10 protein-coding genes, 1 tRNA gene and 1 pseudogene are annotated in these 12,141 nt (G+C 60.2%); 7 read left to right on the top strand and 5 right to left on the bottom strand.

Annotation, left to right across the window (positions count from 1 at the left end):
* From PGX04_RS16150 to PGX04_RS16135, 4 genes are all read right to left on the bottom strand, one after another.
* A partial coding sequence (locus PGX04_RS16150) for a cytochrome c oxidase subunit I (protein WP_273739447.1) occupies positions 1–1,494 on the bottom strand: 1,494 nt, incomplete at its 3' end.
* Positions 1,494–2,519 (bottom strand): cytochrome c oxidase subunit II, encoded by a 1,026-nt coding sequence (gene coxB / locus PGX04_RS16145; protein ID WP_273739446.1) that lies wholly within the window; start codon positions 2,517–2,519, stop codon positions 1,494–1,496. The genes PGX04_RS16150 and coxB, both read right to left, overlap by 1 nt.
* A 428-nt stretch (positions 2,520–2,947) precedes the next feature.
* Positions 2,948–5,182 (bottom strand): amino acid permease, encoded by a 2,235-nt coding sequence (locus PGX04_RS16140; RefSeq protein ID WP_273739445.1) that lies wholly within the window; start codon positions 5,180–5,182, stop codon positions 2,948–2,950.
* Positions 5,183–5,403: 221 nt separating this feature from the next.
* Positions 5,404–5,868, bottom strand: a complete 465-nt coding sequence (locus tag PGX04_RS16135; protein WP_273739444.1) for a DUF7975 family protein — start codon at positions 5,866–5,868, stop codon at positions 5,404–5,406.
* A gap of 59 nt (positions 5,869–5,927) precedes the next feature.
* Between PGX04_RS16135 and PGX04_RS16130 the strand changes: the two genes are divergently transcribed.
* Entirely contained in the window at positions 5,928–6,563 is a 636-nt protein-coding gene (locus tag PGX04_RS16130) for an adenylate kinase (RefSeq protein WP_273739443.1), read from the top strand.
* Between the two features lie 119 nt (positions 6,564–6,682).
* Here PGX04_RS16130 and PGX04_RS16125 read toward each other — a convergent pair whose 3' ends face one another.
* Positions 6,683–8,194 carry a DUF7289 family protein gene (locus tag PGX04_RS16125; protein WP_273739442.1) on the bottom strand — a complete coding sequence of 504 codons (1,512 nt, stop codon included), beginning with the start codon at positions 8,192–8,194 and terminating at the stop codon, positions 6,683–6,685.
* A gap of 268 nt (positions 8,195–8,462) precedes the next feature.
* Here PGX04_RS16125 and PGX04_RS16120 point away from each other — a divergent pair, with 268 nt between their 5' ends.
* The 6 genes and pseudogenes from PGX04_RS16120 to PGX04_RS16100 all read left to right on the top strand — a co-directional run bounded on the left by PGX04_RS16120 (position 8,463) and on the right by PGX04_RS16100 (position 12,014).
* Complete coding sequence (locus PGX04_RS16120; protein WP_273739441.1) at positions 8,463–9,419, top strand: DUF106 domain-containing protein; 957 nt, start codon at positions 8,463–8,465, stop codon at positions 9,417–9,419.
* A 100-nt stretch (positions 9,420–9,519) separates the two neighbouring features.
* Positions 9,520–10,095 carry a (d)CMP kinase gene (cmk, locus tag PGX04_RS16115; protein WP_273739440.1) on the top strand — a complete coding sequence of 192 codons (576 nt, stop codon included), beginning with the start codon at positions 9,520–9,522 and terminating at the stop codon, positions 10,093–10,095.
* The gene (locus tag PGX04_RS16110; protein WP_273739439.1) at positions 10,095–11,003 is read left to right on the top strand and encodes an RNA-guided pseudouridylation complex pseudouridine synthase subunit Cbf5; all 909 of its coding nucleotides are present in this window, start codon (positions 10,095–10,097) and stop codon (positions 11,001–11,003) included. The genes cmk and PGX04_RS16110 overlap by 1 nt, the downstream gene beginning before the upstream one ends.
* A gap of 89 nt (positions 11,004–11,092) precedes the next feature.
* Positions 11,093–11,163 (top strand) — tRNA-Pro (locus PGX04_RS16105).
* Positions 11,164–11,271: 108 nt separating this feature from the next.
* Positions 11,272–11,370: pseudogene (locus tag PGX04_RS34675) on the top strand (DUF7563 family protein); the annotation flags it as partial.
* A 500-nt stretch (positions 11,371–11,870) separates the two neighbouring features.
* Positions 11,871–12,014, top strand: coding sequence for a hypothetical protein (locus tag PGX04_RS16100; protein WP_273739448.1), 144 nt, complete (start codon positions 11,871–11,873; stop codon positions 12,012–12,014).
* The last annotated feature ends 127 nt before the right edge of the window (positions 12,015–12,141 follow it).

Here is a 12,141-nt window from a genome sequence, read left to right as displayed (position 1 = left end):
CCACGGGTTGTCCGGCGCGTCGGGGCCGGTCAGCAGACTCTTCCCGAGCGTGATGAACACGAGCAGCACTCCCGCACCGAGGACGAACGCCCCGACGGTCGCCATCTGGTGGTAGATCTGTGCGCTCCCAGCGTAGTGGAAGACGCGCCGCGGCGTCTCCCACGCGAGGAACATCGGGAAGTACAGCAGGTTGAAGCCGATGAAGTAGACTGCGAAGCTGAGCTTTCCGAGCCGTTCGGAGTACATCTTCCCGGTGATCTTTGGCCACCAGTAGTAGAGACCGCCGAACAGCGCGGTGACACCGGAGACCATCACGTAGTGGAAGTGTGCGACGACCCAGTAGGTCCCGCGGAACTCGTAGTCGAGGACGACCGCACCGAGGAAGACGCCGGTAATCCCGCCGAGGATGAACAACACGAGCGCACCCAGCGAGAAGAGGAACGGCGTCGTAAAGCGCACGCGACCCTTGACCATCGTATAGATCAGCGAGAAGACCATCAGGTCGAAGGGGAGCGAGATACCGATCGTCGTCGCCATGAACAGCGTCTTGATCGGGAGGTTGATCGTCGACAGGAACATGTGGTGCATCCAGACCAGGAAGGACTGGACGGCCACCAGGACCATCGCGATGATGACCCACTTCCGGCCGACGAGTCGTCGACCACAGAAGGTCTGGAACGTCTCGAACATGATTCCCAGCGCCGGGAAGAAGACGATGTACACCTCAGGATGGCCGAAGAACCAGAACAGGTGGGCCCACAACAGGCTCGAGCCCTGGTCAGTGGCGAAGTACTGTGTGAGGAACAGGCGGTCGACCGACAGCAACAGGAGCGCTGCCAGCAGTGCCGCGAACGCGAACAGCATCATCCAGATGGTCAGCAGCCACGACCAGGAGAACATCGGGATGTTCCAGAGACCGAGCCCTTCGGCTCGAGACCGGTGCATCGTCACGAGGAAGTTGACCGACCCGATCGTGATCGAAACGACGAACAGGGTCAGCGCGAGGATCGTCGCGTTACTGCCAGCAGTCGCCCCGATCGCTGGTGTATAGGTCGGAACGTTCAGGGGGGCGTACATCGTCCAGCCGCCGGCGAACGAGCCTCCTTGGAAGAACGAGATCCCCATGAGGAGGCCCGAGAACAGGTAGAACCAGTAACTCAGGGCGTTCAGTCGAGGGAACGCGAGGTCTTTCGCCCCGATCTGCAGCGGAACGAAGTAGTTTGCGAATCCGCTCGCGATCGGAGAGAGGAACCAGAAGACCATTATCAGTCCGTGTACGGAAACCGACTGATAGTACTGATCGTTCGACAGCAGCGTGCTTCCGCCAAATTGCATGCCGCCCGACTCCCAGAGATGGGCGCGGAACAGCAGAGCGAGGACACCACCGAAGATGAGGAAGAACAGTGATGTCGTGATGTACAGGATCCCGACGTCCTTGTGGTTCGTCGTTACTAACCACCGCTTGACCGAGTTCATCGGCGGGAGATCACTCATCAGGCCTCACCTCCGTCGTTCGTGTCGCTTTCATTGGTTTCACTTTCCGTCGCGTTCAGCTCGAGCGTATAGCTCTCGTCGACCGGACCGGTCATGTCGAACTGCTCTTCGACCGGTTCGAACTGCTGACCGCCCTCGGTCGGTGAGATCGTCACGTTGTAGACGCCGCCTTGTTCGATGTCGCTGACGTTGCTGACCGTGATCGTCCCGTTATCGAACTGGTCGTCCGTGTAGGTCTCTTCGAAGTCCCACTCCTGACTCTCGATGGTCATCTCGTATCCGACATCCCCGTATCCGGTTTCTTCGGAGACGGGAGTCTCGTTCCCGTCTTCGACCGTAATCGACATCGTCAGCTGGTCGTTCATCCACTGGTCGTACGCATCGGGTTCCATGACCTGCAGTTCTCCGGTCATCGTGGTGTGGAACTCGCCACAGAGCTCGAAGCACTTGATCTCGTGCGTTCCGGGTTCCTCGGCTTCGAACCACGTTTCGTCGTACTCGCCCGGAATCGCGTCGGCTTTCACCCGTTGATCGGGGATACCGAACGCGTGCCAGACGTCGCCCGACGTCACGTCGAGCCATACTCGCTCGTCTGCGGGGACTCGGAGCGTCGTCGTCGATTCGATCCCGTTGTCGTACTCGAAGTACCACGCGAAGCTCTCGCCGTTCACCTCGACGTTGAGTGCCTCTTCTTGGTTGGCGTCTCCGGGATCTTCGACGTACAGGAGCATCGTGTACGTCCAGATCACCAGGGAAATGACGATGATGGCACTGATGCCAAATGAGAGGAACAGTTTTTTGCCGCCCTTTCCGCCTGTCGGTAACTCCCCGACGGATGGCAGATCCTCGTCTTTCTCGGCGGCCTCGCCGGTATCACGGTACTTGTACGCGTTGTACAACGTGTACGCGACAACGACGATACCGACGAGAATCCCGAGTCCGAGGAATACCACGAAGATATTCTCGAACACGTCGACGCGGGTCCGCTGCATCGGGGCAATGAGTGCGCTGTAGATTGTATTCATCTCTTTTGTCGGCCAGTTATATGTCGGACGATGGTTGCTGGGGGCACTTATCTATTTGGAAACCGCCCGGACGCGTCCGTTTCTCGAGTCAGACTGCGGTTCGCGGTTCGATCGGCGGACCGTCCGCCGCCGCCGTCAGTTTCCCTCATCACGATGTCGTTGGCGTCGACGACCTTTTCTTTATCGTTCTTTCGGCCGGACGGGTCCGTTCGGAGACGAATCATCGCGTAGTCGGGCGAACACGTTCGTGGTCGGGGAAACTAAGAGGAAGTATCGTCGCCGACCGGACGGTTCGTGATCTTCGACTTGGTCGTATCTCTCGGTCCCGCCTTCAGCTCGCAGACCGTCTCCGATACCGCCTCTGAGAACAGTATCGGGTCGACGGCCAGTCGACGAGTCATCGTAGCGGGCGGAGCCGATCACTCTCGCTAACCGAAGAGGCGTTCGCGGAGCGACCGGTCGTGGCTGCGCTGGGCGAGCAACACCGAACAGTCGACGGTTTCGGCGACGTCGTCGATCAGCGACTCTCCCACGAGTCGAGTGAGGAGGCCCCGTTCGGTCGCCCCGACGACCACCATCGTCTGCTCTCGAGCGGCCCGCCCGATCGCAGTCCCGGGATCACCGGCTTCGATCTGCACGGTCGCGTCCGCGAGATCGTGGTCGGTCGCCCATTCTTCGAGGAACGCTTCGGCGTCGGCGGTCGACTCGTCGTCGTCGCGAACGTACAGCAGCGTGACGTCGCTGTCGTACTCGTCGGCGAGCAGCCCGGCGACGGTCGCGCCGAGTTCGGAGTCGGGTCCGCCGGCGGTCGGAACGAGTATGCGCGACGCGTCGAACCCGCGGTTCTTGAGGACCAGGAAGTCACAGGGGAGATCTCCGGTGAGTTCGTCCATCCGTTGTTCCGCACGGCCGTGCGCGTGTGGCCCCCATCCCATCACGACGAGATCGGCATCGTTCGTCCGCGCGGCGTCGAACACTTCGTCAAACGACCGGTGTGAGAGGATCGTTCTCGTTTCGATGTCGACCCCGAACGTCTCGGCGTCCCGTCGAGCCTGCTCGAGGAGCGCATCTGATTCCGAGTCGAGCTTCGCCACGTGGTCGGCACCCTTCTCGAGGGGCGTCTGGTCGGGGACCTGGACGATGTGGGTCGCGACGACGGTGCCGCCTTTCTGTTTGGCGAGCGTGCTGGCGAGCGTGATCAGGTCCGTCTCGTGGTCCGGGTTCGCCAGCGGGACCATCACGCGGTAGGTTCCACCGTCGGGTTTGACGCTCGTAGCGGCGGTGACGGCCGGCTCGGGCATTTCGTCGGCCCGATTGAGGATGTATTCGCTGAGAACGCCCTGCGCTTCCGTCTTATCGCGGGCGTAGAATAGGTACCAGAGCGCGGCGACGACCACGAACAGGCCTGAGAGGGCGATTACCCGCGGATCGATAAACGCGATGAGGGCGAACGAGAGGATCGCGCCGAGTATGGGCGTGAACGGATAGAACGGGACGCGGTAGTCAGGGTCGTACCCCTCGGGCTCGGCCTCGCGCATGACGATCAATGCGACGTTCAGCAAGCCGTAGATGATGAGGTGGAGGACGCTGCCGGCCGTCGAGAGCGTCCTGATGTCGCCGATGAGCAGGAAGAAGATGATGAAGCCGCCGGTCACTGCGATCGACCGGTACGGCGTCCCGAAGCGGGGATGAATCGCGTTGAGGTCCGGACTCACGAGCTTGTTCCGCCCCATCGCGAAGTTGATCCGCGACGACGCGAGGATCGACGCGTTCGCGGACGAGGCGGTCGCGAGCAGGCCGCCGAGCAGGAGCGCGCCGGCACCGATCGGTCCGATGAGCGTGCTGGCGACGTCGACGACCGCCGTATCGTTGTTGGCCACGAGTTCGGTTTCGACGGCGGCGAGGACGGCGATCAACACGAGCGCATAGATCGCGGTCACGAGGACGACGCTGCCGATGACCGCTCGCGGGAGGTTCCGGCCGGGATCTTTGATCTCTTCGGCGACGGACGTGATCTGGACGAAGCCGAGATAGGAGACGAATATCAGCCCGGTCACCGGCAATAGGGGCGTGAACCCATCCTCCGGCGGGACGATCGGTCGGAGCGTCGAGAGGTCCGCGTTCATCACTCCGAACGCGGTGAAGACGGTCAGAATGCCGACGAGGACCATAACGATGACGTTCTGGAGGGTTCCCGTCTCCTTCGCACCGACGTAGTTGACGGTAATGAAGAGCAGCGCCGCACCGATCCCGATCAGTTGTGCGGCCGACAGCGAGATGACGTACAGATCCAGCGGTCCGAACGTGAGGCCGCCCATCCGAACGATGTACTCGCCGAACCCGTAGACGTAAAACGCCGATGCGAACGCTAACCCGATCCAGTTCCCCCAGCCGGCGATGGAGCCGAACAGCGGTCCGAGCGCCCGGTTGACGTAGAAGTACGCGCCGCCGGATTTCGGCATCGCCGTCCCGAGCTCGCTCGCGGAAAACGCCGTCAGTAGTGCGATTCCACCGCCGAGAACGAAGGCGACCGCAGCCAGCGGTCCGGCCGATGCGACGGCTTCACCGGGCAGGACGAAGATCCCGGCTCCGATCATCGTCCCGACACCGATCGTCAGCGCGGCCAGCGGGCCGAGGTCCTTCGCCAGTTCTTCGTCACTCATCGTGCGGGAGTTGACCGCCGACCACTGGTCGTCGAACGATCGCCGATGGCGGCCGCAGTCCGGCTGTCGGCCGCCGTAACTGGGATGCGACCGACCCCGTCACATGACGAGACTGGTCGGTGCGTCGCGCGAAATCCATATCGGCTCTTGTGACTCTTCGTATTATAGTTCCCCGATACCGTCCGCCGGCGTCACGGTCTCGAACGATCTTTCGTGACCGTTCACACCTCGGCAACCCAGACGCGAAACCCTGTCGGTAGATCATACACCTCGAGGAAGACCCCATCGACGAACTGGGCGATCCGATTCGAGTCCGCCTTCGCGCTGATCCGAGCGTTTACTCCCTCGGTCTCCTCGGGTCGAATCAGTTCGTCGATCTTGAACGCCGGAAACTCCCCGAGGACGGTCTTTAGCGCCTCCAGTTCCGCGTCGGTACAGTCGAGGTTGACCGTCCCGTCACCGAACTGGATCCACGGAACGCCTAACTCCGCGGGCGGCGCATCGTCCGGATCCTCCTCGGATCCGAGCGTCGTCTCCGTCTCGTCACTCCCGTCTGTGTCCGCCTCGAGGACGGCGTCGTCGGCCTCGACCGTCAGAAAGGCGCTCTCGCGCTCGCGATGTGCGGCGATGGCGTCGACGTACAGTTTCCGTCGCTCGGCGGGCTCGGTCGCATCGAAGCGAGTCATAGTCGGACGGACGTGCCCGATTCTTTAAGCCTTTATGCGGTGCCCCTGAACGGAGTCGTATGGCTCAGCCACGAATCCTGATCCTGGGCGCGCCCGGTGCGGGGAAGGGGACCCAGAGTGCAAAGATCACCGACGAGTTCGACGTCGATCACATCACGACCGGTGACGCGCTCCGGAACAACAAGGAGATGGACATCTCCGAGCTGGACACCGAGTACGACACGCCGGGCGAGTACATGGACCGGGGCGAACTCGTCCCCGACGAGGTCGTCAACGCCATCGTCGACGAGGCCCTTTCGCAGGCCGACGGCTTCGTCCTCGACGGCTATCCGCGGAACGTCGAACAGGCCGAGGAACTCGAGGACATGACCGACCTCGACGTCGTCCTCTCCCTCGAGGTCGGCGAGGAGGAACTCGTCCACCGGCTGACCGGCCGACGCATGGATCCCGAAACGGGCGACATCTACCACGTCGAGTACAACCCGCCGGAGGATCCAGACGTCGAGGCGCGCCTCGAGCAGCGCGACGACGACACCGAGGAGACCGTGCGGGAGCGACTGTCGGTCTTCCACGAGAACACCGAGCCAGTTATCGAGTATTACGAGGGGGAAGGTGTGCTCGAGCGAGTCGACGGCGAGCAGGCTCCCGACGCGGTCTGGGAGGACGTGAAGGAAACAATTGAGAACGCAGTATAGAACGTTTTAGATGGTCTCCGCTAGGCAATTAAAACGGTGCGACAAGAAGCTAACCAGACGACTGTGACCGAACACTGAAGTATAGCGTGTTTCGAAACTGAAGCTGAACCGAACACCGATTAGCCGTTTTTCACTTTGATCGTGTGTTCGGCGACGTTAACATAGGAGAGACGTGGCGGGAAGACATATCCTTCGGGGGCTATTGTTGGGTTGAACGTTTCGAGTGACGTATCGTACATTCCTTCTGGAGCAGCGCTCTGAATGTGGGCAGACGAGACAATGATCGAGCCGTCTATTTCAACATTCGATTGGACAACTAACTGCCCCTCTTTGTTGATGTACCTATTTGTCTCATTCCACGTTTTATCTGATGGTGCATAAATGACTCCCTCGAAGTACGCCTTCCCTGTCCCGATTCCAATGTGGGTGTCGGATGTCCCATAGACTTGAAGGGGTGCTGAATTGACGTCGTCCGACGAGCATGGATTGACCCACATTTCGCCTTTATTTACGTGAAGCCCTTTATTTACGTAAATTTGAAGAGAGTGGTTTTCCCCAGACTGCTTCCAATTTTCAACATGTATGCTATTTTTATTTTTATCGAGGACTAATTCATCCTTAACGACAAGCGTCACATCTCCATCTTGAAGATCGAATGTCATCTCGTCACTGATTGTCGTGCTGTCTGTATAATACGTACCGCTGGTTACAGTACTTCCGGCATCGCTGAGTTTTGTGATGCTATCGTTGCTTTCCATATCCGATACCATTTGATTGATCATATCGTCAAGTGGTGGCAGAGAATATCCCTCTTTTTCGGTTATATCAAAATCCTCTGTCCCGGACGAATTGGATACATTTCCTGCGACAATCCCATTTTCAAATGTTCCCTCAGGGATTTCCATCCGACCTAATTCGACACGGAGGGTATTTTCTTCTCCCTCACTGCATGCCTCCTGAATTGCCCTCCCATCCGCTTTCTCCATTTCCTCCTCAAAATATGTTTGCCATCCGACGCAATACTCGCTCGTAATGTTGATCTTGATCGTACTCCCTTCGACGTACGACGTGTTGCGATGCGGAGTACTATCTACATAGTCGAACGTCACGTCACCCGAGGTGAGTTCGGTGTCCTCCTCGAGTTTTAAGACAGGGAACGAGAATGTGCTCGTCTCTTCGTCGTATTCGAGCGGAGGTTTCGAGACGACCCGAGTTTCGCTTCCCGTTTCGCGGAACACGCCGCCCGCCTGAAATGCAATCTTAGTGCCGTCGTCGCCCTGATACTCGATTGCACCGACCGGAATCGACGTAGTACGGTTATCACCGGAGATGTTGATGTAGGCCGTATTCGTCTTTACGATCGCTCCGTTATCGCCCGCGTCAAACGTCATTGATCGCGGCGTGTCGCGGCTTATCGAAACGGTCGACATCTGTTGGCTCAGTTCAACGAACGATTGTTCGATACGCTCGTTTTCCGACTGTTGTTCCGCACTGCTCATGGTGTCTCCCGCGACGAGCAGAATACCAACGCTGATGGCGGCGACCATCCCAATCAGTAACACAAGACCGAGCAGTGTGGACTGTCCGCGTACCGACGGAATCGCAACTCCGCCATCGCTTCGTGAACCCATTATACGCCTTCCACATTCACAAATCCTTATGATAAAAGGTTCGACTGATCAGACCGTTTATATCAGTTATGAAATGGAGAATATTATAGTTTCAATCATATATCAGGTGCTATTTATTGCCTATTATGATCACCTACTAGGTTCACAACACAGTCATCAAGTGCGAACTACGTCTGATCAATAAAATCAGCTTTTGTACGCTTCGCGGACTGGGCTGGGACTACCGAAGAAAAACACTTGTATATCGGACCCACCCTAGCACAATCAGATGACGCGTACAGCCGAGAAGATCGACGCCCTCGTCCGCGAGGATTCCTCGATGGCGGCCGCCCTCGAGGCGATCCGCGATGAAGCCGACAGGAACGGCGGCGAGGTCCAGTGGGCCGACGTCAGCGACGATCTGACGAGCGGACAGTGGGGGCGACTGATCGAGAAAGGTGTGTTAGTCGACGGCGACCAGGGGTTCGAAATCGCCGATCGCGAGGCTTACGATCGGGTGCTCGACGGCGATGGCGACGGTGGCAGCGGTGCCGCGGCCGACGTCGACATCGACGAGGAGGAATCGAGCTGGTCGCAGTGGGACAAGCTGGCTGGCGTGGGGGCGCTCCTGTTGATGCCAGGGTACTGGTTCGACTCGATTCAGAACGTCGTCGGGAACGCCGTCAATATCGTGCTCGGTCCGCTCGATGCGGCGTTACCGTTCTACGCCGTGATCCTCTCGGTCGCGCTGCTCACCGGCCTCTACTCGTCGCTGCTCCAGGCGAACCTGATGAACACGGAGGTCATGGGCAAGTATCAAGAGCGGATGAAGTCCGTCCAGAACGAACAGAAAGAGCTCCGTGAGAAAAAGAAAGACGCCGAGGAACGCGGCGCGAGCGAGGCTGAAATCGAACGCATCGAGAACGAGATCGAAAAGGCCCGCGAAGAGCAGATGGAGGCCATGGCGGACAACCTGGGCATGTTCAAAGAGCAGTTCCGCCCGATGGTCTGGATCATGCTGTTGACGATCCCGCTGTTCCTCTGGATGTACTGGACGATCCGGACGGGCGCTATCGGAGCGGCGGAGGAGACCGTCGTGATGCCCCTCGTCGGCGAGATCGAGTGGCAGGAAGGGGTGCTCGGACCGATGCAAGCGTGGATCGTCTGGTACTTCCTGTGTTCGATGGGGTTCTCCCAGTTGATTCGAAAGTCGCTGAACATCGATATGTCGCCGTCGAGCGCCTGACCTGCCCCGTCGGCTATCGTCTCTTCTCGTTCGCTTCGAGCCGGACCGATCGCGCTCGCGCATTCAAAACCCATTTCACCTGCCCCCTCGCAGATCGACTATGTTACTCACCGTCTCCGGCCCGCCGGGAAGCGGGAAGAGCACGACCGCCGAGTTGCTCGCCGACGCCTTCGATTTCGACCACGTCAGCGGCGGTGACATCTTCCGCGACCTGGCCGACGAACGCGGCTACACCCCCCTCGAGTTCAACAAGCTCGCCGAGGAGAACGACGAGATCGACCGGGACCTCGACCGGCGGCTGCGAGAGATCGCCGTCGAGGAGACCGATCTGGTGCTCGAGTCCCGGCTCGCCGGCTGGCTCGCCGGCGAGCAGGCGGATTTCCGCTTCTGGCTGGATGCACCGGCGCGGGTCCGGGGCGAACGCATCGCCGAGCGCGAGGAGAAAGATCCCGTCCGCGCGACCGAGGAGACGAAGGCCCGCGAGGCCAGCGAGGCCCAGCGCTACGAGGAGTACTACGGGATCGACATCCGGGATCTGACGATCTACGACCTCTCGGTGAACACGGCCCGCTGGGAGCCCGACGCCGTCCTCGATATGCTCGTGACCGCCGTCGAACGCTACGACGCCGCCGGCGACGAGGGGAAAGCGCGCGTCGACCTCGAGACCGACTTCTGATGACGCTCCGTGGCCCACCGGGCGAGCGCTCGCCCGCCGAGTTGCTCACCTTCGGCGTCGTTAACCTCGACAAACCGCCCGGTCCGTCCTCGCATCAGGTCAGCGGCTGGCTCCGCGACGCCGTCGACGAGACGCTGGCCGATCGCGGCGTCGAGTCGCGGATCGATCGCGCCGCCCACGCGGGGACGCTCGATCCGAAAGTGACCGGCTGTCTCCCGATGATGCTTGGGGACGCGACCCGGCTCGCACAGGTCTTTCTCGAGGGGGGAAAGGAGTACGTCGCCGTCCTCGAGTGTCACGCGCCCGTTCCGGCCGACGCCGAGTCGGTCATCGCCGAGTTCGAGGGACCGATCTATCAGAAGCCACCGCGCAAGAGCGCGGTGACCCGTCGCCTGCGCGTGCGAGAGATCTACGAACTCGAGGTGCTCGAGATCGAGGACCGGCGGCTCCTCGTGCGGATGCGCTGCGAGAGCGGGACCTACGTCCGCAAGCTGTGTCACGACCTCGGACTGGCGCTGGGAACGGGCGCGCACATGGGTCACCTGCGCCGGACGGCGACGGATCCGTTCGACGATCGGACGCTTCACACTACCCACGACTTCCTCGATGCGTTGGGATTCTGGCTCGAGGACGACGATCCCGAACCGCTGTACGACGTCGTCGAGCCCGCAGAGCGCATGCTCGAGGGGATCCCGAGCGTCGTGATCGCCGAGAGCGCGGCCCGCGAGGTGGCCGAGGGCGCACCCGTTTACGCGCCGGGCGTGCTCGAGGCCGACGACGGAACCGATCGGGGAGCGCTCGTGGCCTGTTACACGCCCGACGGTGCGGCGGTGTGTCTCGGCGAACTCGTCGGCGATGTCGACGCTGAAAGAGGTGTCGCGGTCGATCTCGAACGCGTGTTGGTCTGAGCGGTCTCGATCGATTGGTGGCGGAAAGCCGTGTTATCGCGGTCGCGAAACGACACTCTTAAGCGGCAGACGGGCATCGATTCAGGTACGGGACCGTGGGGTAGTGGTATCCTCTGCGGATGGGGTCCGTAGGACCCGAGTTCAATTCTCGGCGGTCCCATTTTCGCGACGCAACGAGCGAGGGAGCGGAGCGACCGTTGCGATGTGAGGAGGGAAAATGGGACCAGGGAGCAGCTTCGCTGCGACCGTGGTCCCACTCGAAAATATCTTCGCGCGACTGAGCCGCGGCTCTGCAGCTGGCGTCGACGTATCGATTCAGGACCCGGAGACATCGCCCGGACGCCACGGAGGTGAGGCCGATATGTAGCTGGTTCGTTCCGGCGAATCAGCTATACGATGTCGAGAGTCGGACGCCTATAGCTCATCAGGCCCAGCAAGCGACTGACGAGGACGTTCGGCGGGCGCTCGAGAACCGAGCGGTTCGCGCCGACGGCGGACACTCCTCGAGCGATACTGATCAGAAGACTACGTCCCAGATATGGCCGCAGCTATCGCACTCAAACGTCGTCTGTAACCCTTCCTCGATTACGTCACGACCGATCACATCGCATGGGGAGGACAGGCACTCTGGACAGAGAACGTCCATCGTAGTTTTAGAGAGGGGCTCTACGAAGGTAAGACGCACTCTCTGGTATATTGGCCAGTTCTGCTTACTTCGGCCGGGCACTGATCGCGAGGACGGTGGTTCGCGATGACCCGCCTCGTCGAATCAGACGAGTGCGAACGATGTGGTGACCGCATCGACGCGCTTCGTCGTCTGTGTCGGGACTGTACGCGCGCCGTTCGAAACGCACGGGAAGGGCTACTATGAGTTCTCGAGCGGCGGAACTCGAGCGTTCGACGGCCAGCGGCGACGCGCTCGAAGCCGAGATCGTCCAGACCGTCGACGCGCTCTCGACGAGAGCAGTAACGTTCGAAGTCGAATCTGAGATCATCGTCGACACCGAGTAACAGTAGCTGGTAATCCGATTTCTTTATCCAGAACCAGGTGAGAAACTGAAAGACCTGATTCGGTAAGTACAGATGCGTCCTGAACAGTTGAAACAATTGCATAGCTAAGAAGTATCGTTAATTGACG

This window comes from Natrinema soli, assembly GCF_028618695.1.
The sequence above is the reverse complement of the archived record's forward strand: the minus strand, read 5'-3'. Positions and strand labels throughout refer to the sequence as shown.